Annotated in this window: 17 protein-coding genes; 7 read left to right on the top strand and 10 right to left on the bottom strand. The window is 52.7% G+C overall.

Annotation, left to right across the window (positions count from 1 at the left end; all coding sequences use genetic code 11):
• Positions 1-96: 96 nt before the first annotated feature.
• The 3 genes from VN577_11715 to VN577_11705 are packed head-to-tail and all read left to right on the top strand — an operon-like array spanning position 97 to position 3,364.
• On the top strand, positions 97-417 hold the full coding sequence (locus VN577_11715; protein ID HWR15488.1) for a hypothetical protein: 321 nt from the start codon (positions 97-99) through the stop codon (positions 415-417).
• A 41-nt stretch (positions 418-458) separates the two neighbouring features.
• Positions 459-2,465, top strand: coding sequence for a TraM recognition domain-containing protein (locus VN577_11710; protein HWR15487.1), 2,007 nt, complete (start codon positions 459-461; stop codon positions 2,463-2,465).
• Entirely contained in the window at positions 2,462-3,364 is a 903-nt protein-coding gene (locus VN577_11705) for an ATPase, T2SS/T4P/T4SS family (protein ID HWR15486.1), read from the top strand. The genes VN577_11710 and VN577_11705 overlap by 4 nt, the downstream gene beginning before the upstream one ends.
• Before the next feature lie 10 nt (positions 3,365-3,374).
• On the opposite strand, the gene VN577_11700 is transcribed toward VN577_11705, so the two are convergent.
• From VN577_11700 to VN577_11675, 6 genes are all read right to left on the bottom strand, one after another.
• Positions 3,375-4,313, bottom strand: coding sequence for a LysR family transcriptional regulator (locus VN577_11700; GenBank protein ID HWR15485.1), 939 nt, complete (start codon positions 4,311-4,313; stop codon positions 3,375-3,377).
• Between the two features lie 339 nt (positions 4,314-4,652).
• Positions 4,653-6,563, bottom strand: coding sequence for a PAS domain S-box protein (locus VN577_11695; protein ID HWR15484.1), 1,911 nt, complete (start codon positions 6,561-6,563; stop codon positions 4,653-4,655).
• 256 nt (positions 6,564-6,819) lie between these two features.
• Positions 6,820-8,148 (bottom strand): dNTP triphosphohydrolase, encoded by a 1,329-nt coding sequence (dgt, locus tag VN577_11690; protein ID HWR15483.1) that lies wholly within the window; start codon positions 8,146-8,148, stop codon positions 6,820-6,822.
• 24 nt (positions 8,149-8,172) lie between these two features.
• Positions 8,173-8,385, bottom strand: coding sequence for a hypothetical protein (locus VN577_11685; protein HWR15482.1), 213 nt, complete (start codon positions 8,383-8,385; stop codon positions 8,173-8,175).
• Between the two features lie 927 nt (positions 8,386-9,312).
• Positions 9,313-9,618 carry a helix-turn-helix transcriptional regulator gene (locus VN577_11680; protein ID HWR15481.1) on the bottom strand — a complete coding sequence of 102 codons (306 nt, stop codon included), beginning with the start codon at positions 9,616-9,618 and terminating at the stop codon, positions 9,313-9,315.
• Between the two features lie 92 nt (positions 9,619-9,710).
• Positions 9,711-10,043 carry a helix-turn-helix transcriptional regulator gene (locus VN577_11675; GenBank protein ID HWR15480.1) on the bottom strand — a complete coding sequence of 111 codons (333 nt, stop codon included), beginning with the start codon at positions 10,041-10,043 and terminating at the stop codon, positions 9,711-9,713.
• A gap of 612 nt (positions 10,044-10,655) precedes the next feature.
• On the opposite strand from VN577_11675, the gene VN577_11670 reads away from it, so the two are divergent.
• From VN577_11670 to VN577_11655, 4 genes are all read left to right on the top strand, one after another.
• Positions 10,656-11,210: a sigma-70 family RNA polymerase sigma factor gene (locus VN577_11670; protein HWR15479.1), complete on the top strand. Its 555-nt coding sequence runs from the start codon at positions 10,656-10,658 to the stop codon at positions 11,208-11,210.
• 36 nt (positions 11,211-11,246) lie between these two features.
• The gene (locus VN577_11665) at positions 11,247-12,566 is read left to right on the top strand and encodes a hypothetical protein (protein ID HWR15478.1); all 1,320 of its coding nucleotides are present in this window, start codon (positions 11,247-11,249) and stop codon (positions 12,564-12,566) included.
• A gap of 122 nt (positions 12,567-12,688) precedes the next feature.
• Positions 12,689-15,844 (top strand): TonB-dependent receptor, encoded by a 3,156-nt coding sequence (locus VN577_11660; protein HWR15477.1) that lies wholly within the window; start codon positions 12,689-12,691, stop codon positions 15,842-15,844.
• A gap of 749 nt (positions 15,845-16,593) precedes the next feature.
• On the top strand, positions 16,594-18,135 hold the full coding sequence (locus VN577_11655; protein ID HWR15476.1) for a hypothetical protein: 1,542 nt from the start codon (positions 16,594-16,596) through the stop codon (positions 18,133-18,135).
• A 134-nt stretch (positions 18,136-18,269) separates the two neighbouring features.
• Here the strand turns inward: VN577_11655 and VN577_11650 are convergent, their stop codons facing one another.
• From VN577_11650 to VN577_11635, 4 genes are all read right to left on the bottom strand, one after another.
• The gene (locus VN577_11650; protein HWR15475.1) at positions 18,270-18,410 is read right to left on the bottom strand and encodes a hypothetical protein; all 141 of its coding nucleotides are present in this window, start codon (positions 18,408-18,410) and stop codon (positions 18,270-18,272) included.
• 114 nt (positions 18,411-18,524) lie between these two features.
• Positions 18,525-18,665 carry a hypothetical protein gene (locus VN577_11645; GenBank protein HWR15474.1) on the bottom strand — a complete coding sequence of 47 codons (141 nt, stop codon included), beginning with the start codon at positions 18,663-18,665 and terminating at the stop codon, positions 18,525-18,527.
• A 44-nt stretch (positions 18,666-18,709) separates the two neighbouring features.
• Positions 18,710-20,650, bottom strand: a complete 1,941-nt coding sequence (locus VN577_11640) for an asparagine synthase-related protein (GenBank protein ID HWR15473.1) — start codon at positions 20,648-20,650, stop codon at positions 18,710-18,712.
• Positions 20,651-20,681: 31 nt separating this feature from the next.
• The gene (locus VN577_11635; GenBank protein ID HWR15472.1) at positions 20,682-21,056 is read right to left on the bottom strand and encodes a lasso peptide biosynthesis B2 protein; all 375 of its coding nucleotides are present in this window, start codon (positions 21,054-21,056) and stop codon (positions 20,682-20,684) included.
• Positions 21,057-21,070: the final 14 nt, after the last annotated feature.

Raw genomic sequence — 21,070 nt, 5'->3', positions numbered from 1 at the left:
GCTGGTCGCTCCCGCCCCCGGACCCTTGCTGGACAGACAAAGGTCTCGAAGGAGTACTAGCTTCGGCCACGATTGCGACCAAGGAAGGACGTCAACATGAGCAAACTGAGAATTGAACACGGAGCGAGCAAGATCAATTGGGTCCTGCTCAAGACCAACATCGAAGAGTCGATCTCGTCGGATATTGACCTGATGTGTAAGTGGAGTGAGAACGAGCGCAAGTACATCATCAACGAACTGCTGCGCTTCGCTCTTGCACAGTCGGAAGACTTTCAAAAGTACAAGGCTGAGCTGGCAGCGAAGCCGTCTCGTACCGAAAACAATCCGAAACTTATACCTCCATCGAACAAAGCAACACCGGAACAGGCAGACAGAATAAACGCAACAGTCGCAGCAGCACCTATTCGCCAGGATTGAGAGGACAGTCAGTGTCAATTACTGGAACCCCTAGGAATCTCTTGCGGTATCTGACCGAACACCGGCTTTTGCTCTCCATTGGACTGAGCGCAGCTTGTGGAATCGTGTTGCAAGGACTCTACCCAATAGATACGGCTGATCCTCTCCTGCGATTGATAGCTCTCGAACGTCCAACTGTTTATCAAATACTCGTCAGAAGCTACATTCTGTTTCTGTTCAGTACGCCTTACCTGGTTGTCTCCATCCTGTTCTCACTGGCGTATGTTCATTTCTATGCACCAGATGTTCAGCGAGCCGCCGGGCGCCTGCCCGAATATCCTGACCCGCAATCACGGCGTGACTTGTTCTTGATCGTTGGCGAAGTCCATCAGCAGATCAAACCCGAGCCTTCGGAGAGTCCGCACTGGCTTGCAATCCCAGAGCGCGGTCTCTACACCGGAATCGCTGTCATTGGCGCGATTAGTTCGGGCAAGACCCAAGCCCTCATCTTGCCCGCCATGCGGCAACTCTTCTCGTATCGCGCAGATGATCCAGGACAAAGACTCTCCGGTGTCGTATTAGAAGTAAAGGGCGACCTCTGTCGGCAACTGCAAAAGATCCTTCAAAGCTGCGGACGCGAAGACGACTACATCGAGGTCTCACTCTATGGAAACATCCGCTACAACCCGCTCAACAACTCGCTCGACGCGTACGCCCAGGCTTTCAACATTGCCTCGATCATCACGGTCATTTGGGGCAAGGGCAAGGAACCGTTCTGGCAGCAGTCCTACACTGATCTGGTCCGATATGTAATCCTGCTGCACCGTGTCCGCGATGGGTACGTCACCTTGCTGGACGTGTTTCGAACCGTCATCAGTGCAGGCACGCTGGAAGAGATGTTGGTGGACGTAGGCAGGCGGTTCACTTCGGTGACTTTCATCGGAATCGACAAAGCCGCATATCTGCGACACCAACCGGCATTGAAGGCATTCGACTTTGAATGGAATTCCACCACTGGCCAATATGTAGCGAGATGGAGCCAGGATTTGGAGTCGATTCTGGTCCGCGATACCGGTGCCCAGATAACCTTATATATACGCAAGATAGACGACCCGGTTGCCCGCGCCCGCTTCGAGAGCATCCACTACTGGTACTGGGAGCACTGGAAGTTCTTTCGCTCCGAGGTCAAGACTTCCATCATCCAGGGCATTGCTGTTTTTCTCTCACTGTTTGAGACCGATCCGGATGTCCGCCGTGTCTTCTGTCCACCCAAGGAAATGTATGAAGGCAAACACTGCGAGGACGATCCAGATGGGAACGTGCTGCCATCCTTTGATGAACTAATCGAATCCGGAAAGGTCGTCGGCCTGAACTTTCCCGTTGCGCTGAATCCAGCCCTTGCCAAGGTCATAGGCACCATGATGAAGATTGACTATCAACGTGCCGTTCAGTTGCGCATCCCCAAGATGGACACCGAACCGCATCGGTATTTCCGGCCTACGGTCTTCATCTGTGACGAATATCAGAACTTTGCCACGGTTGGCGGCGACAATCCAACCGGCGACGAGCGCTTCCTCTCTATCTCGCGCCAACCCAAATGCATTCCGATTGTGGCCACGCAGAGTATCTCGTCATTGAAAGAGGCGTTGCCGAACGAAGGTGTGAAAACACTCCTTCAGGCATTTCGCACGAAGATTTTCCTGTCCACGTCCGACCCTGACACTGCAAGATTTGCCTCCGAACTCTGCGGCAAGGCCGATCATACCCGAATTAGCTACACCGTTTCCGAGTCCAGCACCAATGCCAATGTCGGTTGGCTCAGTGGACGCACATCCTCCAGTAAGGGGTCGGTATCGGCTTCCAAGCAATACCAGAAACACAAAGAACCATTGTTTGAGGAGCGCGTGTTCTTTGAACTGAAGAACGCGCAGGCAATAGTTGCCGCCTTCGACGGCATTAGCCCGCAACCGGCAACGTATTGCTATCTCAAGCCAGACTTTCTGCCCATCACGATGACTTGGTTCGAACAGGAACACATCGGCTTCGATCCACGGAGACTACAATCATGAGCTTCGAAGTGATCCTGCCATTTCTGAAGCCGATCAAACACCTACTTGAGGCTGAAACGGTTTCCGAGATCATGGTCAATCCTGATTCGTCCGTCTGGATAGAGGAAGAAGGCCAAATACAGCCCCTTCCGGGAATACGTTTCGAGGAAGGGCAGCTTTCGGCGGGACTCGAAGTTATCGCCAACCGATTCGGCAAAAAGCTCGACGCCGACTCCCCAATCATGAACTTACGGCTCCCCGATGGCAGCCGTATGGCCGCCCTGATTCCCCCAGTCGTTCATCCATGCCCAATGATGACCATCCGGAAATTCACTTCACGCGCATTCACCATGGAAGACCTGATCAGCCGTAAGATGTTGACCGAGGAACAAGCCGAAACGCTGGCATCTGCGGTCCAGCGCGGTGACAACATTCTCATCTCGGGTGGAACCGCTTCCGGCAAGACGACTTTGTTGAATGTGCTGGCCGGATTCATCCCTGAGCACGAGCGGATTTTGGTTCTTGAGGATACCGCCGAGTTGTACATAAGGAAGCCCCACGTCATCTCCGCCGAAGCACAGCTCGATACCCATAAGAATCAGATCAGCTTCACCGACTTGCTCAAGGCCGCGCTTCGCCACCGCCCCGACCGGATCATAGTGGGAGAGATTCGGGGAACAGAAGCCCGCGTCTTTCTGGATGCTCTCAATACCGGCCACCGCGGATCATTGACGACCATTCATGCCAATGGTGCGCAAGAATCTTTGCTTCGTCTGTCCCACCTCGCCATGCGCAGTTCTGGAAATGTTCATCTTCGTGATGTCGAAGAAGAGTGCCAACGGTCCATAGATCTCGTAATCCATGTCTCACGGAGTGAGAAAAGGCGCACGATTTCTGAGATCCTGGAACTTGAGAAATGAACGCCCACGTCTACTGCACACTCGGTTTTACAGCCCGGAGGTGTGAGACAAGAAACTGCATGAGATCCTGTAGGACACCATGCATGAACTCCTTCTTTGTAAATAAGACCGTCTCGATTTGGAGATATCGGTCATTGATGGTTCGGAACACCACACCTGCACGCGACAAGCGCACGGCGGAATTCGGTAACAGCGCTATGCCAAGTCCGTGCACCACCATTTCAATGGCTTGTGTCATGGACGGTCCCTCCTGATACAAAGGACGGGCTCCCGTGCTGCGGATATATTTCACCATTCGGTCGTAGAATCCTGGATGCATCTCCCGCCGTATCCAGAAGAGTGTCTGCCCATGCAGGTCACGAGCCGAAATAGTCGGTTTCTGAGTCAACGCGTGTCCTCTCGGCAGGCAGACGCAAAATGGTTCTCGCGCAAGTACCTCCGTCCAAAGCTCGGGATCAAACACTGGCTGAACGCCGACGCCGGCATGTATCTTCGCTCGCAGCACGCATTCAATGAGTTCGGGTGTGGTAGCGCCTTGAAACTCAAGTCGCGGTTCAGGACTGTCTGCAACTGTCACCAATTGGGCTTCTAGTTGCCGTGCATCCACTCGATGGAGTGCACGGATTAGGGACTCCTGCGCGTACGGAGAGTAGCCGATCCGTATGGGGCCATTCAGCAGCCGACCGTAGTAATGGGCTAGTTCCCACGCCCGTTCCGAATGACGAAGCGCAACTTGAATCTCGGGCAGAACGAGGCGGCCCACGGCAGTTAGCTCAAGCCTTCTGGTAGTACGGTCGAATACACCAGTACGCAGATCTCTTTCAACCTCGGCGATCTTTCTGGTCAGGAAAGACGGAGCAGTGCGTAGGCGCTTCGCAGCACGCAAAAAACTTCCTTCTTCCGCGATTGTGGCGATGAAGGCTTGTGCTTGTAGCCATCTATAGTCCAAAGCCAAATGCCTCCCGTTCGTTGTCTACAGAGACCCAGGTAAAAAAACGGATTTGATCTAGAAGCAGTGCAGACTGGGCCTCTCATTTCAGACCGCCCCGTCTGACGACTCAGCCATTTACCGTCGCCCTTGCCTGAATGCCCGACAACACAAGCGATGCTAAGCTGCTCTCCTTTTCAGGAGTGCATTTTTCTTTTTTGTGGTCGGAATTCCGAACAGGCGCAAGACAAGCCGAAACGTCCGGTTTGATAGGACGAAAGCCTACGGAGAAACGATCTTCGAGAGTTTTACGGCTCCAGAACCGGAAGCCGGACAGGAGAAGTCGAACTGACTTTGAGATTAGTTGCTCTGGTGTGGATCGAATACATGCACGTCTTCAGATACCGCGAGAACACATTGTTGGCCATCGAACTGGATTCGATCAGCCGAGTAAGCCGTGACTCTGATTTCCCCCGATTTTGCGCGTAACTTAGTGACGATCGAACGAACCGGACCTCTTCTAAGCTGTGCGGTCATCAGCGTGCGGTCTGCCGGATCCTCCCAAATTCCAAGTTCATGCACGGTTCTGCCAATCAATTCACTGCGTGTGTAGCCGTAGCGGGCTTCAAAGGCCACGTTTACGTCCACAAACCGGCCTTCATCAAGCGTCGTGATGCTAAAGGCAATGGGGCTGGAGCGAAAAACCTTTTGAAACCGTTCTTCGGAGGCCGTTCGCGTACTCTCTGACTGGATCAGAGCAGCCTTAGCCTGATGGAGCTCCGCAATTCGTTTTTCAAGCTCTTCCGCATAGATTTCCGCTCCCGCGTAAAGCTGAGAATTCTGGATCGCCGCAGCGGCAGGAATCGCCAGTAGTTGAGCGCGGCGAAGATGTTCCACGTTGAACTGGTTCGACTCTACATGTCCGACCGAAAGAAATCCTAAATACTGGCCAGAAGCAAACAAGGGAACCGAGAGCCAGGACCGAAAATTCTCATGACCTTTGAATGTCTGCCACTCCGCTTCCTGCCTTGTGTCTGGGATCAGAACACTCTTCTGTTCTGACGATATACGCTGGAGGAAGGGGGATTCCTCAGCATTCAGGTGAATCAAGTATGCATGAGATTTCATGCCGGATTCTGGGCAGACTCTCTCGCCAAGCGCTTGCACCCATGGACCGCCCTCGGGAACGAAAACTCGCGCACAGGTGTACGGAACCAACTCGGCGAGAGCGCGAAGTAAGGTGTCCATCACAGAATCCATGTGGAGATCCTGAATGAGGGCTAAGGTTGCACTTCGCAATGCCTCGGCTTCTGTGACATCGAGTGCCGTTCCAACTAACCGGCGAATCACTCCATTCGCCTCTCGCACGGGGAATCCGCGAGCCCATACCCAACGAACTTCACGATCGGGGCGGAGAACGCGAAATCTTTCGTCGAAGCGGCCAGTTCGGGTGGCTTCATCACGCTTCTCAAGCACGCGCTGCCGATCTTCGGGGTGGATTACTTCCTCATAGGAAGAAGGCGCCTCGTGTAACGACTCGACGGAACGTCCGGTGATTTCTGCGTATGCCTGATTGACATACAGCGCGTTCTTTGTTTCCGCGTCGATCATCCAGAAGACTTCCTGGATATTGCTGGCCATCTGCTGAAACCGCTCTTCACTTTCCAAGAGAGAAAGCTGGGCGCGGCGTCGTTGCGTAACATCGCGGAAAATGATCACGTGCTGTCCGGGCAAGCAATCGCTCTTTGCCGTGAACTTGACGAAAGCAGGATGATCATTCCTTATTAGCTCCGCCTCACCCTGTTGAACCTTCTCAGCCGAAAGACGTTCCCAAAACGGTTGAAACGGCTCAGGGTTCTTGTAGAAGTGGACGATCGCCTGCCCAATTAATTCTTCGCGTCGTACTCCAAAGAGCTTTTCGGCGGCGGGATTAGCCTCACGGCAGACAGCCTGGTCGTCGAGAATGACAATCGCATCCAGTGTGTTCTCGTAGACCGACTGAAATCCGCGTTCGGTATCGTTGAGCACGCCTTCGGTTCGACGTTGCTCTCGATAGGCGTGGAACAGAAACTTCGAAAACACGAACGCTGCAACGGCAAAGGCGAGCGCCAACCCAAGTGACAACGTGGCAGGAGGTGTAATACCACGAACTCTATAGCCGAGCGTCGCTACAATTAGGCCGAACGACACAGTGCAGATGACAAACGATACGACTTTCCAGACGAGATTCCCCTCGATGTCAGGGAAGAACGCACGCCGAACTTGTCTCACCTGCTCCATAGATTGCCTAGCCGTGAACGGTCCTGACCGGTGATGCAAGCTTGATCGCTTGGTTGGTCAACTCTTCCGCAGATAGTAGGACGAGGTCGCGGTCCGGTCAAATCTTGTGCTGAATGGAGCGTGAGACCGCTGAGCGTACAGTCACTACCGTCGCGGGCGTGGTCGGTTTTCAGAGCAGAACATCAGCAAAGGACACGTGGGGTGCTTGGCATTCTCCAGCAGGCAGGTGTCCTCTTCGAGATCCGCCTCAAGGCACGATTTCATGCAAGCCCGTACCCGCTTCTAGCCCTGATAATCTCGCAAACATTGCCAAGGCTTGGTTTTCAGTCATGCCTGCTACAAAATCGACAACTGTTCTCTTCATTATTTTGGGATCACCGCCCGACTGCTTCAGCGAATCACGATAATAAGGCGGAAACAAATACCATCGTTTCTGATCATTTGCGGCTTCGAAGAAGATTTCACACAGGCCGCGAATTACCCGACGTTGTCCAAATTGCTTGGTCACGAGTGCCGGTGCCTCAATAATGTAGGTCCAGGTGAGTTCCTTTAGGATCGCTACCTCGATTCGGAGCTGTTCATCAATGGCCGGAACGCAATCGCCATCCCCATCTGCCTTAAGTCGAGTGCCGCTTATGTACCGCCCGATCAATTGGCTGCTGAAATTACGAAGTGCTGCCCTTTCTTGCCAAGTTCCGGAATAAGGTCTGTCCAAGGGGAAAAGGCCGATTACAAGGTCATTGAACGCCTCAATGGACGCTTCCCGGTCAATTGATCCTCCGTTCCTGTCCACACGCTCGAACACATTCTCAAAAAAGAAACGGCGTTCTCTCTCGTAAAGCCTGTCAGCGAGCAGGTGTAAGGGTATTTTGCCGGCTCGATAGAAATCTTCGAGGTCGTGGACCGAATAGGTAATGTCGTCGGCCCAATCCATAAGCTCAGCTTCAATCGTTCTCTTGTTCGCTTTTCCTAGCAACTCACAGGCGAAATCGAAATTCTTTTGCTCACTGCGATAGGCGCCCCATTTTCCCGACTTGGACGGATTATTTCCTTTTAGCCATGGGTACTTCAGAATTGCCGCCAATGTTGCCCGCGTCAGGTCCAGTCCTCGATGATGGGTCGAGTGTTGAGAAAGCCGTGTAACAATTCGAAAACTCTGGGCATTGCCCTCGAAACCATCAATTTCATTTCCCGCAAAGTCGTTGAGTTCTTCCTCAGCAATGTGACCAAACGGTGGGTGTCCCAAGTCATGCGCTAAACATGCGGCTTCTACGACATCTGGATCAAGTCCGGTGGAACTCGATTCAACAATGCCGTGGTCCAGAAGCAGCAGCCGTTCCGCTAGCCTCCTACCTACTTGAGATACCTGCATTGAGTGGGTAAGACGATTGTGAAAGACGTGACTGGTATCTGCGGAGACGACTTGAGTTATCTCCGCTAATCTGCGTAGTGAGGAGGTGTAGAGTACACGGTCCCGATCTTTTTGAAAATAGGAACGGCTATCGGTCGGATCCGTTTTGGGGCGGTCACGTTTGACGCTATGGCGGCGAGCAGTACGGCTATTTTGATCGATCAACGTTGTCTGAGGTGTCCAACAACACTACGCAACCTGAGCGACGTGCAAGCGACGGTCCGACGACAACTCCAGTTTGCCTTCCTGCAAAAGCTGGAGAATCACTTCCTTGATTTCCGGATCTGGATACCTTGAATGAAGAGAAGTCAATACGTCCGTCGGACGCAATGCCCTAGTCTGGAGTTCACGAATGATCTCATCTTTCAAAGCTTCTAGATCGGCAACAGCCATTACAGACATGATGCACTCTCACCTGAGAATGATGGATCGGACATCTCTACTGTATCCATTTATCCTTCGAAATTCAACAGACAGAACCACCTGCACAAATAACGGCGAATTCTGGTTTGGTGATTATTCCCGTTGCCAATTCTCATCAAAACGAGCGTCGAAAGCTGTTCCGCCAGGCCGAATCTGACCATTCAGAATATGCCCTTCGCCACACTCAACTTCGTGTGCAGTTGCCAGTGCGAGCATTCCCGAAACTTCCGCATAAAGATCACCATCGAAAGCCATCACCGATAAGGCGCATTGTTTGCCTTTCGGACAGCATTTACCTACAAGCTTACATTCATTGCATGCCGCAAAGAAGAGTATCTTGGCTTTCCGCACCTTTCGACGAAGTATGCACTTGATGGGTGCTGAAAGGAATAGTTTATTCTTTGGGTGATGACTAGGACGGGGAGAAACTCTCAGAACTCAACCTGTGTCAGAGGAATGGGGACCTCCAGAACCCAGTAATCTTACCTTCGAAAGAGGGCTCTCAGTACCCGAAGTGCTAACTGAAGTTCTTCCGTATTTCGATTTGAAAGCAACTGCTGCAATTTACTCAACAAGATGTCGTTGTTGATCTCTTCAGCTTCGTATTCAAATAGGGTCGGAGGCTCTACTTCAAGGGCCTTTGCTAGGAGTTCGAGCGTGTCAAATGCCGGCCACTTCTCCCCTCGTTCGATTTCGCCAACGTAACTGCTGCTCCTGTTCATTCTTTCGGCAACAGTATCGCGATTGAGTCCTGCAGCTTCGCGAACGGATCGTACTCTGCTCCCGAAAAGTTCCTGTCGTTCCATTCACATTGCCCCTGCGGGCATCTCTAATAGCTGGGGTAGAAGTTTGGCGCTCGAAAGTTGAGTTCGTTCTTTGAAACCTAATTAAGACTTTAGGCCCGCTCTAAGTAAGCGATGTGCTTTCCGCAGGTCTGCAATGTTCCTGCGTCTCGATCAGACGCACTAATTGCTCTTTCAAAATCTTTGGATCTGTTTCAAGATTCTCGAATTCGAAAAACACTGAAGGCGATACGTCCATCGCATTCGCCAAAGCGATGATCAGCTCGAACAACGGTGCTTTCTCGCCGCGTTCAAGACGACCGAGGTGCTTCGCTCCTATATCCACTCTTTCAGCCAGTTCCCCGATTCCGAGTTTATGAGCTTTTCTAGTAACGCGAAGAAGCTCACCGAATAACACTGCTTCCTTCATGAGTTGCAAGATGTCTATTTTGGAATATTGTCCCAAAGATCGTGTGCTCGAACGCGCACCATATAGTTCACGAGGGATTGTGCCCTCAGTTTTTACTTCTCACGGGCAACAAGCATCAGGCGATAATACTTGCGCAGCAGGTCGACATTCTTGGTTTGCGCAAGCCTGTGAATTTTGGATCGCAGTTGTTCCTCGCTATCATCGACGCCTTCAAAAAATAACAGATCACTCATTGAGACGTTCAGAGCATTGGCCACCTTTGTCGTCTTAGGCCACGGTGGAGTCTTAATGCGGCCGGTTTCAACATGACTGATGTACTGAGGGCCTGCCCCGATCTCTTCAGATAACTTCGCCTGCGTAAGCCCTTCCGCTTCGCGGAGGCTCGCCAATCGTTTGCGAAACAGTCGACCGAAGTCTGTGCTCATTCCACACACAAAGTAGTCGCGTCGACGAGGCTGTTAAACGTCATAACAGATATACTTGACAGGTAAAATATTGTGGACTAGATATATAAACCACGAATTCTCGTCCGGGAGCTATTTACATAAACGCTTCTTGGCCAGACTAGCGACGATAGAACCGCGACTTTTCCATTCGACGCATCATTTCGCTCGGGCTGATACGAAAAGCCCGGGAAAGACGATCAATTGTCCTGAGAGTTGGGCTTTGCACACCGCGTTCAATAGCGCTCAGTTGGGTTCTGTCGATACCGAACCTCATGTACACGTCCAATTGAGAAAATCCCGCCGCCTTCCTAATGTCACGCAGCACAATGCCAAAGGCCTTTTCAGGGCCTGACTTGGGCTGAATTTGCTGGGAATGCGGCATCAACGAAGAGTGTCTTGGAATGATGGATAAAAACAAACGGGGAAAACCCATCATTTTCAAATGCGCGACCGAATGCATGATCGGCGGATAAGGTGGATAGTTCGATAGCAGGTAGGCTTCCGCTCTCCCTGTCCAGGAGAAAGACGCCGATCTCCGCGTTGGAAGCAGTTGACGCGAATTCTTTGTCTCAACGATCCGACGAAGAATTGATGTCTGACATCTGCGACGGTGAACGGGACGCACTGGCCGCCCTGTTCCGCCGTTATGCGCGGGTGGTCCGAGGAATCGCCTATCGAGCCCTTCGTGATGCGGCTGAGGCAGATGACCTGTTGCAGGAAATTTTTCTGCTGATTCTTCGTCTTTGCCACACTTTTGATCCAGCTAAAGCTTCGGCACGGCTCTGGATTCTCCAAATGACCTATCGCCGTGCTATCTCGCGGCACCGTTATCTGGTCTCTCGCCATTTCTACAACACGCTCGACATAGAGGAAGTGTCGGAATCCGAAGAGGACGACTCCATCAGCATTGCATCACCTGATACACAATTGATTGCGCGAGACGTGTTGCAGGAGATCGTGCACGAGCTTTCCGAAGATCAGAAGAAAACTTTGCAACTGTACTTTTACGACGGCTATACATTTGGCGAGATCGCGGCGCAGCTAGGACAAACAGTCGGAAACGTAAGCCATCACTACTATCGCGCGATCGAGAAGCTCCGCCGGTGCGTTTTTAATGGCAAATTGTGGGGCAAGCGCGAAATATGATACAAAGTGTCGTCTACCCTGGGAACGAGGGCGCTTTTGCCAAACGAATCCCATGACGAGTTCCTGGAACTTTGTGCCGTCTCGACGTCGGGCCAGCTAAGCCAGGAAGATCAAAAGCGACTACAAGACCACCTTGCTGTTTGTTCTGGCTGCCGAAAAGCTCTCCAGCAATACGAAAAGATCGTAGATGAGGCCATCCCGGTGATGGCCCCGGACAAAGTACTGGATGTTGATCCCGGTCCTGGCTGGTCGCAACCGCGAGCCGAGAAGATCTTTCTTCAGCGTCTGGCGCAGGAGGACCACCGCAAAAACACCGCTGCGAGAAGTGGCAATGGGCCACACACTCCCTTCAACCTTGCTTCCCCTGTTTCATCCAGGTCCACGTGGCGTCACGTATGGATGTTAGGTACTGCTGCAATCCTGCTCATTGCCACTCTTGGGCTGAATACCCACTGGATGAGCAGCCGTAACTCGAAACTTGGAATACAACAAACTCAATCCGGCAAAGTTATCGAAACACCGGCATCGTTAACTGCGCAATCGTCCCTTGAGGAACAACTGAGTGACGCGGCACACGAGCGTGAGCTGTTGCGAACTGCGATCGTGCAACGCGATGAAGCACTTAAGGATTTGAGAGCGCAATTCGAACAGCAGAAGGCTGGAATCGAGCAAATGAAAGGGGCACAACAAAGGCTAGAAAGCGATCTACGCAATGGAGACGCCGCTAAACAGGAGCTCGTGGGTGAGAGAACGGATCTTGCGCAGAAATTGCAGGCGGCACAAGAGAATTCTCAAGCCCTACAACAGCGTCTGGCCTCTCTAGCTGCGCAGTCAACTCACGACACTGCATACGCGAAAACGCTTCAGAGCAAAGTTGAGGATTTGACTAAACAGTTACAGGATCGAGAGGGAATTATCGACGAGCAGCAGCAGTTGCTTGCACACGATCGAGATATTCGTGAGCTAATCGGTGCGCGTGACCTCTACATTGCGGAAGTCTACGACGTTGCCGATAACGGCACGACGAAGAAGCCATATGGCCGCGTCTTCTATGACAAAGGAAGGTCACTGATTTTCTATGCTTACGACTTGGATCAGCAGGATGGCCTGAAGCGTGCAACGACTTTCCAAGCGTGGGGCCGCCGTGGGCCGAATCGGCAGCAGGCACTCAGTCTCGGCGTTTTTTCGGAAGACGACATTTCCAGAAAACGCTGGGTATTGAAGTTCAATGATTCGCAAACGTTGGCACGAATCGACGCCGTTTTTGTAACCGTCGAACCCAATGGCGGGAGCCCGAAACCCAGCAGCAAACCGCTTCTTTTTGCATATCTCAAAACAGATCCTAACCATCCATAAGGCAGCCGTTCGGCAAATCTAGATTTCTTCTTCCATCCAGGATTAAGGTTACTTGGTAGAGTTTCGGAATTTCCTGCGAATAAACGAGTAGCGGCAGATTCGCTGTTCGCTGGAGAATTCAAATGCCCTTGCCCCGGATTGCCATCATTCTCTGCTGTTTTCTGGTGTTCCTCCTGCCGGTTGTTGCCCAGTCGCCGAACGCAAACATTAACGGCCAAGTTCTCGATTCCACCGCGAGCGTGATCGCGGGCGCAGATGTCCTTGTCGTCAACGATGTGACTGGCGTGCAGTACTCCACCAAAACCAACAACGAAGGCATCTATGTGCTGCCGAATCTACCGCCCGGGCCATACCGGATTCAGGTTTCGAAGACCGGTTTCAAGACCATCATCAAACCCGACATTACGCTGAATGTGCAGGATGCGGTCTCCATCAATTTCACGTTGCCGGTTGGAGCGGCGATGGAAACGATCACGGTGCAGGGTGGAGCACCACTGGTGAATACACAATCCGCATCGGTGAGCACCGTGATCGACCGCAAGTTTGTAGAGAATCTTCCGCTCAATGGGAGGAGTTTCAATACGCTTCTTCAGTTGACTCCCGGAGTAGTTATCGCTCCGAGCAGTGCCGGGGCACCAGGACAATTCAGCGTTGCGGGCCAGCGGACTGATGCCAACAATTTCACGGTGGATGGTGTATCCGCGAATTTCGGAGTTGGTGTTGGCCCAAATTTGGGACAGTCGGGTACTGGCGCGGCCCAGGCTTTCAGCGCCTTGGGTGGTACCAGTAGCCTAGTTTCGGTGGATGCGCTGCAGGAATTCCGGACTGAAACCTCATCGTTTGCTCCCGAATTCGGCCGCTCACCTGGAGGCCAGGTAATCCTCACTACGCGGTCCGGTACAAACACCATTCACGGAGGCGTGTTTGATTACCTGCGGAACACTGTCATGGACGCAAACAATTGGTTCAACAACGCAGCGATACCACCGACTGCAAAGGCTCCCGAACACCACAACGATTTCGGGGGATTCCTTGGAGGTCCCATCCGCAGGAACGAGATGTTCTTCTTTCTGTCGTACGAAGGAGCACGTTTAGCCCAGCCTCAGAGCATGGTAATTCAAGTCCCGTCTGCTTTTGCGCGATCCTCCGCGCCGGTTGAACTGCGGCCATACATCGACGCCTATCCTCAGCCAAATGGCCAGCCTATTTCCCCCACGGCGTACACCGCACCATTTACAGGAAGTTATTCCAACAGTGCGGCGCTGGACGCGGGAAGCGCGCGGATTGATTACACCTTAAGCAAGCGATTCACAGTGTTTGGTCGTTATGATCAGGCGCCTTCTCAGAGTATCAGCAGAGTCAGCATTTTAAGTAACCTCCAAGCCGTCGAGGTCGACACGAAGACGTTGACTTTGGGATTCGACATGCTGCTCAAACCGCACCTCGCCAATTCGGTTCGAGCCAACTTTTCAACTCAAGCTGCAGATCTTTCCTATCGGTTGGACTCGTTCGGCGGCGCGGTGCCGATCAGATCGAACTTATTGCTTGGAGATCTTCAGCCTGAACAGAACCTTGCCTATTTCCAGTCTTTTGACACGGGTTTCTACCAGGTAGGTTCCGGAGGACGCAATCGAACTAGGCAATTGAACTTCAATGATGATCTTTGGATCTTCAGGGGGGCACACCAGTTGAAATTCGGCGCGGATTATCGCGCTCTCTACTTGGATGTAAATCCGTACCAGCATGAGCCTTTTTATATGGTATTTAGCACCCAAGACTTGCTTTCTAGCGGTTCCACCGATTTCTTCTTCACCTCCACGAACCTGCCCACAAAGTTCTTGACACATGCACTGTCGTTGTACGGCCAGGACACTTGGAAAGCGTCACAGCGACTCACGATTACCTTCGGTGTTCGATGGGAATTGAATCCTGCACCCTCTGCCCGAGAAAAGACATCACTGACGACGTGGAAGAACGTAGATAACCCGCCGGAGATTACCATTGCGCCGCCTGGGACATCTCTGTGGGCAACCACGTATCACAACTTCGCTCCGCGTCTGGGATTAGCCTATGCACTCACAGGCAAGGGCGACTATGTTATCCGTCTCGGGGGAGGGATCTTTTACGACCTAGGCACCGGGCGGTCGGGAGATCTCGGGTTTAGCTTTCCCAACGCGTTTGCAGTCCAAGCACAGAACGTCTTGCTGCCTGTCTCCGATCTCGCTCTCCACTTACCTCCCGTATCACTTGCGCCTCCCTACGGATCAGTCATCACGGCATTTTCCCCCAATCTGGAACTTCCGCGTTCGTATCAATGGAACCTCGCTTTGGAGAAATCTTTTGGCGGAGAACAGGTTGTCTCGGCGACTTACGCCGGACAGGCTGGCAGAGATCTGCTGAGACAGAATATTCTCCCTCGCCCCAACGTCAACTTCACTCAACCATTTGAACTAACAGGCAACGACTCACAATCGAACTATCACGCTCTGCAATTGCAGTACCGGCGGCCGCTCGGGGCCGGCTTGCAAATGCTGCTGAACTACGCATGGTCTCATTCGCTCGATGATGCTTCGGATGACATCGCTTTGGCGCTTTCTGATGCTGTTATCTCTGGTGCGCGCGACTACGCCTCCTCTAGCTTCGACGTGCGCCACAGCTTCTCTGGCGCGGTGAGCTATGAGCTGCCCTCAGCGGCAAAAGCCGGGTTGCTCGCGCTGCTGACAAAGAACTGGTCCATAGACACCGTCGTTGTTGCTCGAACGGGATTTCCCTTTAATGCACTGCTTGCGATGCCATCCGCCTTCGGTGGGATCGGATACACTCGTCCCGATCGTGTGCCTGGAGAACCGCTCTATGTGTATGGAGCACAGTGCATGCACACCTTCGGCCCCACAACACAAGGCGGTAGTGGAGTTCTTATGGCAGGGCAATCGTGTCCTGGAGGAAAAGGACTCAACCCCGCCGCGTTTTCAATTCCCGCGTCACCTAGACAGGGCACGGAAGGACGCAATGATATTCCCGGTTTTGGCCTGACCCAAGTTGACCTGTCCATAGGCAGGAAGATCTCTATTACGGACCAGGTCAGACTGCATTTCCGCGCCGACGCCTTTAACCTGATCAACCATCCGAATTTCGCCAACCCTTTTCCCCAGATCGATGCAGGTCCAGCCAATCTTCTTTCGACGCGGATGCTGAACCAAGGACTCGGAGGACTCAATCCGTTATTTCAACAAGGTGGCCCTCGCTCACTTCAGCTGTCGCTAAAGATGACGTTCTAGCGCTCCTCATCCTCAAACGTCTTTCCATACCTTTGAGAATTGGAGGGGATGTGTCTTCCTGGCGCTTGTTCGTCGCACTACTGCTTCTGTCGGGACCGCTCGCATCAACTGAAAAAGGCTGGTCGCAAAGAATCCAGCAATCCGAGAAGCGCGCCGTGACTGTTTCCGACGCCGTCGCCATGAAACGCGTCGGCGAACCACTTTTGGTAGGCTACACCGGTATCGGTCCTGCGCACGATTTTGCCGTCTTTTCTCCGGATGGCAAACACTTTGCGTTCGTGGTCACTACCGGCGATCTTCAGCGAAATGCTAATAATTACTCTCTCTTGGTCTACCGCACAGCCGATGTCTTTCGCAGTGCAATTCCGAAGGAAGTTGCGTATTTTTCCTCCGCGTCGAATCGAGCGGGGATCTCAAACCTACGTTGGTTGGACGACAACGACACCATCTTCTTTCTCGGCAGCGAAGGAGAAGAACCAACACAGCTCTACTCGATTCGCTGCAGTTCGGGCGACTTGAAGAAGTTGACGAAACACAAAACATCGCTGCGATCGTTTGCGATATCGGCTCACGGTAGCACTCTGGCGTTTCTCGCTGACAAGCCGGAACGCGACATAGAAACCCGTGCCATTGCCCGCTATGGATTAGCGATCACGACGGAGTCGCTGCAGGATTTGATGAGGGGGAAGATCACTTCATTCGAACGCGAACTCTTCATAGTGCAACAGGGTGCGCGGACGGAGACACGATTGCAAACGGTCGGTTCGTTGGACGGGGGAATCAACGATCTCTTTCTGTCCCGCGACGGCCGGCACTTAATTCTGAAGACCGGGATCAGCGAACTACCAAAAAACTGGAAGCAATACGAGGATCAGACGATCCAGACGGCATTTCGCCGTGTGATACCTCCAGGGGCGTCAAGCGGGCTGTTGCGCTACGAATGGATTGATCTGAGCACGAACCAGAGCACGCCGATACTTGAGGCGCCGGCCCCATTTTCCTCCGATGAACTCCTGTGGGCGCCTGACTCGCGCTCAGTCCTTTTGGGTGGTGTATATCTCCCCTTGGATTCAAATGATGTCGGCAGACAGAAAGAAAGGAAATCGGCAAAGTACGTGATCGAAATCCGACTGCCGACAAGAAAAGTCATCGAAGTTCGGGCTGGTGAGTTGATACCTGTGCATTGGGACCAGCAGGCAAATGTCGTGCAATTCCGAATGCGCTCAAACCAAAGCCAGGCTGTATCTGAGCGGAAAGATGTCTACTATCAAAAGGTCCAGGATGAATGGAAACAGGTTCTCAGCAGCTCAAGCGGACAACCAAAACATCTGCCAGATATCGTTGTCGACCAGGATCTCAACATTCCTCCCCGAATCGTCGCGATTAATGGCGCAACTAGACAAACGATCCTCGACCTCAATCCTCAGTTCGCTGGTCTAGCATTCGGTCGAGTCGAGCCAATTGAATGGCCGGACGGTTCCGGTGAAACTATGAATGGAGGGCTCTATCTGCCACCTAATTACGATCCATCTCACCGATATCCACTTGTTATTCAGACACACGGATTTGATCCCCATGCTTTTTGGATCGATGGACCATGGTCCACTGCTTTTGCGGCGCAGCCGCTCGCTGGTCGTGGAATAGTCGTTCTGCAGATCAATGATTCCGTCGAGTCCTGGAGAAATACCTCCGTCGAGTCCGAACGCATCATGAGAGCCTACGAAAGTGCTATCGATTTCCTCGACCAGAAAGGGATCATCGATCCACGCCGTGTAGGCATTGTTGGCTTTAGTCGGACTTGTCTCTATGTGAAATACACTCTGACCCATTCACGGAGACGTTTCGCCGCGGCTGTTGCGAGCGACGGCTTCGACGGCGGATATTTCGAATACGTTGCGGCTGGTCCGCTCGCTAAATCAGAAATGGAAGCGGTCGCCGGGGCACTTCCGTTTGGACCAGAACTGGGCTTATGGATGCGAAAGGCTCCAGGTTTCCTGCTGGACAAAGTACAAACACCTATACAGCTTCACGCAAATGCGGCTGCTTCATTGCTTGAGCAATGGGAATGGTTCGCGGGGCTGAAAAGATTGGGCAAGGCCGTCGATCTTTTGTACATACCTGCTGATGTCCATATCCTTATGAAGCCGTGGGACCGAATGGCGGCTGAGCAAGCGAGTGTCGACTGGTTTTGTTTTTGGCTGAAGGGAGAGGAAAATCCGAACCCGGAAAAAGCAACTCAATATGTTCGGTGGCGCCAACTGCGCGCCTTAACGCGCTCGCCATCGGAGTAATGGCAACGAGAGGCATTATCCTTGCTGTAGATGGGCGAGGATTTACGAACGACTCGGGGCGAGGATACGGTACAACTCCAAGATGGAGAAACGACGCCCGGAGCAAATCTCGCGACCTGCCCCAGGCAACTTTGCTACTCATCGGCCTCGTAAGCGGGAACGGTGAGGTGCGTCTGCATGACCGGATTGTCCAGGGAGAGACCAATCTTGCCTGACCCCTGGATTGCCGCCGCTGCAGCGCTGACAAGTGTGATTGTTGGTGTCGCGTAGTTCATATTCTCATCTCCTTTTGTGCTCGTTGTAGGTACCGCAGGACTCCAGAAGAATGCTCCAACGAGATTGCTTGAATAAGGCTGGAGCACTCCTGGATGAATGCTCCAGCCTTTCAATTACTCATCAGCTTCGTATGCGGGAACTGTTAAGCGCGTCTGCTGAGCCGGGTTGTCAAAGGCGATGCCCGTCTTTCCAGATCCCTGAATTGCGTTCATCGCGGCCTCGATCAGAGCGATCTCTGGCTTCACGTATTTCATTTTGTTTACCTCCTTTCAGTTGCAATTTGATTTAGACACTACAGCTAGCTAGCTGAACTCTTTAATGAGGTGGAACTCGCCCATGCATTTTGCGATTGGTGAGGACCAATCTCGACGTCGAAGGGACTAGGAAAACTGTGAGAAAGATGAGACTGCAACCAGAATTCGATATCAAACGTGCGCATCAAGGGCACAATTGAGACAGCCTGACCTTCTTTGGCCCTTTGCAGGGCTTCACAGAACGCCTCTCGATTAACAATTCCCACAGAGGAACTCACCATTGCGCGGCTGGCTGAGACGAGATGCGGCCACTCGGCCGAGATCATGGAAGCAGGACCGCGCGAAAGGTATGCTTTCCTCCGTCTCTCAAGCACTTCGTCTGGCACGATGCCTCTGAGTGAGCGACGCATTAGGGATCGTCGCTGTCCTGGGCGCACGATCTGCTCCCTTGGTATCGCGTATAGGAACTCCAAAAAGTTCCGGTCGAGATACGGGTAACGCTTCTCGTAATTCGGCTTCCTCGGCAAAAACCCACAGGCGAGCTGCCTTCGCAACAAGTTGAGGACACTTATGTTTTCTTGGAACGATGGGAGCGGACCGAAGAGCTTCACCCTGGATTCGTAACCACGCATAGCGCATTGATGGCGCCGTACAAAAGCAGGTCGTAACCATGATGGTAACTGCGAGCACTTTGCGGAGTGCCAGACAATAGGGCAGAAAGCGCTCACGGACTCAAGGAGCAAGTGAACCCATGGTCGTCGCTTGCTAAGTGCCCAGGTTCTTAATTGTCCGCGAAGTGTAGTAAACCGACCGCAAGCAAGAAGGTCTTGAATTTCCGGGATGGGCGTTGGCACCCCGCCGGTCACCTCATCACCACCCACTCCCGACAGGACCACGCGGTTCCCTTGTGACTCCATGCATTCAGCCAACACGCGAGTCACTTCGTCAGAAGCGGGAACACAATTCGGAATCAGTGCTGGAGCGCCCGTCCTCATGCCCCAAGGAAGAAGTCTTAGCGGTTCGGCCGCGATGTGGCAGCCTGATCGGCCACGTCTTGCCTCAATCGTTGTGAAATACGGTCGCTCGTTCCAGTTCGGTTCTGAGTCGTCGTAGAACGAAACGGTATCGAGGCGCGGGCACGGTTCCGAGCCTTGCGTCGAGATGCAATCGGCCATGCAGACGATAGATGACGAGTCCATTCCCCCGCTCAACTCGGCAAGGATCGGAGAGTCTGAGCGCAAGCGTCGCCGTACGGACCGTCCAAATGCAAGGCGGAAATGCTCTTCGTACTCTGCATCGCTGCGATAACGAATTCGCTTGCCTGGATCAAAGTCCCAGTACTTGGTGACCTGGCGACCTCTCTTCGTCAGGAGAACGAATGCCGAGGGCGGTACCGAATAAATGCCAATGTAGGGTGTCAGGTGGGCTGCTGGAAAGAACGACAGCCATCCGGCAATGTAGTCCTCCTCCAGTTTCAGAGCACGTTTTGCGAGCAGAACCAAAGGATCAAGAAGCGTGCACCATGTGACCTCGTCCCCCTCAATTGAGTAATAAAGATGGCGTGTACCTACAAAATCCTTGGCAAGGACGAGCGACTGATCTTTAGGATTCCACACAGAAAGCGCCCAGTCCCCAATCAGCTTGGCAAAAGCAGTAGTTCCCCAGCGTTGGTAGACTGCAGCGACAATTTCAACATCGGTGGAGTCAAGCGAAATCTCGCCGCCAATCTCTTCGACCAATTCCTTGCGGTTATCCAGCCGGCCATCCCAAGCGAGAACAAAACCGTATTTCGAGATATGTGGCTGGACTTCGCGATAGGACTCTTTGGTCGTGTGGAAAGCACGGTAGAGAATGCCGCAGTTATCCTTGCAGATGAGTCCTTCTCCGTCCGGCCCATACGGCACGAGAAGTGCACGAGCCTTGTCGAGATCTCCTAGATCCATCGGCTTGCCATCGAAATTGCACTTTCCAAATTGAACACTCATGTTCGTGGGTCCTTCCGGCAGAAACGGCCAACTAGCATTGATCAAGCACGCCGTACATTTCGCGCATGTAAGGCCTGTCGTTGACTACCTGTCCATCGACTTCGACCCAGGCGTGAGCTTTGAAAGGCATCTGCTGCGCGCCAATAATCATTCGGGCCGGTACACCATGGTTTTTTAGCAAACAAGTTGTAGCCGCGGATCGCTGCAGACAGAGCACCTGTTTCCAGTACCAGATTGACGCCATATCCACCGCCAAACAGATCTCCTCCACAGCTCCGGCCTTGACCGGCATGTTGCTCAGCGGATACCTGCGCACTGTTTCGTAGAGGGCATTGAAATTTCCGCGGGCAAGACACAGGTCGAACTGAATCAGTCCCAAATACGCTCGCAACACAAGAAATGACATCGCAGAAACTCCTA

Source organism: Terriglobales bacterium, from assembly GCA_035561515.1.
GTDB lineage: Bacteria > Acidobacteriota > Terriglobia > Terriglobales > Acidobacteriaceae > DATMXP01.
This window is presented reverse-complemented; position numbering and strand designations above follow the sequence as displayed.

Coding starts and splice junctions, on each gene's coding strand:
- VN577_11670 (HWR15479.1), top strand. CDS start 10,656: ATGTCTGACATCTGCGACGGTGAACGGGACGCACTGGCCGCCCTGTTC.
- VN577_11635 (HWR15472.1), bottom strand. CDS start 21,056: ATGTCATTTCTTGTGTTGCGAGCGTATTTGGGACTGATTCAGTTCGAC.
- VN577_11645 (HWR15474.1), bottom strand. CDS start 18,665: ATGAAATACGTGAAGCCAGAGATCGCTCTGATCGAGGCCGCGATGAAC.
- VN577_11650 (HWR15475.1), bottom strand. CDS start 18,410: ATGAACTACGCGACACCAACAATCACACTTGTCAGCGCTGCAGCGGCG.
- VN577_11660 (HWR15477.1), top strand. CDS start 12,689: ATGCCCTTGCCCCGGATTGCCATCATTCTCTGCTGTTTTCTGGTGTTC.
- VN577_11640 (HWR15473.1), bottom strand. CDS start 20,650: ATGAGTGTTCAATTTGGAAAGTGCAATTTCGATGGCAAGCCGATGGAT.
- VN577_11675 (HWR15480.1), bottom strand. CDS start 10,043: ATGAGCACAGACTTCGGTCGACTGTTTCGCAAACGATTGGCGAGCCTC.
- VN577_11685 (HWR15482.1), bottom strand. CDS start 8,385: ATGTCTGTAATGGCTGTTGCCGATCTAGAAGCTTTGAAAGATGAGATC.
- VN577_11715 (HWR15488.1), top strand. CDS start 97: ATGAGCAAACTGAGAATTGAACACGGAGCGAGCAAGATCAATTGGGTC.
- VN577_11705 (HWR15486.1), top strand. CDS start 2,462: ATGAGCTTCGAAGTGATCCTGCCATTTCTGAAGCCGATCAAACACCTA.
- VN577_11680 (HWR15481.1), bottom strand. CDS start 9,618: ATGAAGGAAGCAGTGTTATTCGGTGAGCTTCTTCGCGTTACTAGAAAA.